This is a genomic window from Wolbachia endosymbiont of Tuta absoluta, from assembly GCF_059414725.1.
The window spans coordinates 1-443 of sequence record NZ_JBNRJY010000338.1 but is presented as its reverse complement, the minus strand read 5'-3'; the positions used below and the strand labels follow the sequence as shown (position 1 = coordinate 443).

Here is a 443-nt window from a genome sequence, read left to right as displayed (position 1 = left end):
CTTTGAGGTAAGCCTTTCATCTCTTCAGGAGTAAACTCAAGTTTCTCTGGATTATCACGGACGTTACGGGCATATTCTTGTTCTAGTTTAGTCAGCTCATCCAGAATAGCTTTCATTCGTGCACGCTTTACTGGCTCAAGTTGAACACCTGTGTCTTCAAACTGATCTAGAAGATCTTGACGATATTTTTGGTCTATCGGATCGATCCCCTGCTTTCTCCCGTAGGACGTATGCGGTATTAGCATTCCTTTCGAAATGTTGTCCCCCACTAATAGGCAGATTCCTAAGCATTACTCACCCGTCCGCCGCTAGGTCAGTTACCGAAGCAACCTTCCCCGCTCGACTTGCATGTGTTAAGCCTGCCGCCAGCGTTCAATCTGAGCCATGATCGATCCATGATTTGCAACAACAAGTTAAATACGTCTGGATGCGCTTTTTCGATC

General features: G+C 46.0%; 1 rRNA gene. It reads right to left on the bottom strand.

The features are described 5' to 3' along the window. Window positions 1–403: ribosomal RNA gene (locus tag ACJ5GX_RS03625) — 16S ribosomal RNA — on the bottom strand; the annotation flags it as partial. Window positions 404–443: the final 40 nt, after the last annotated feature.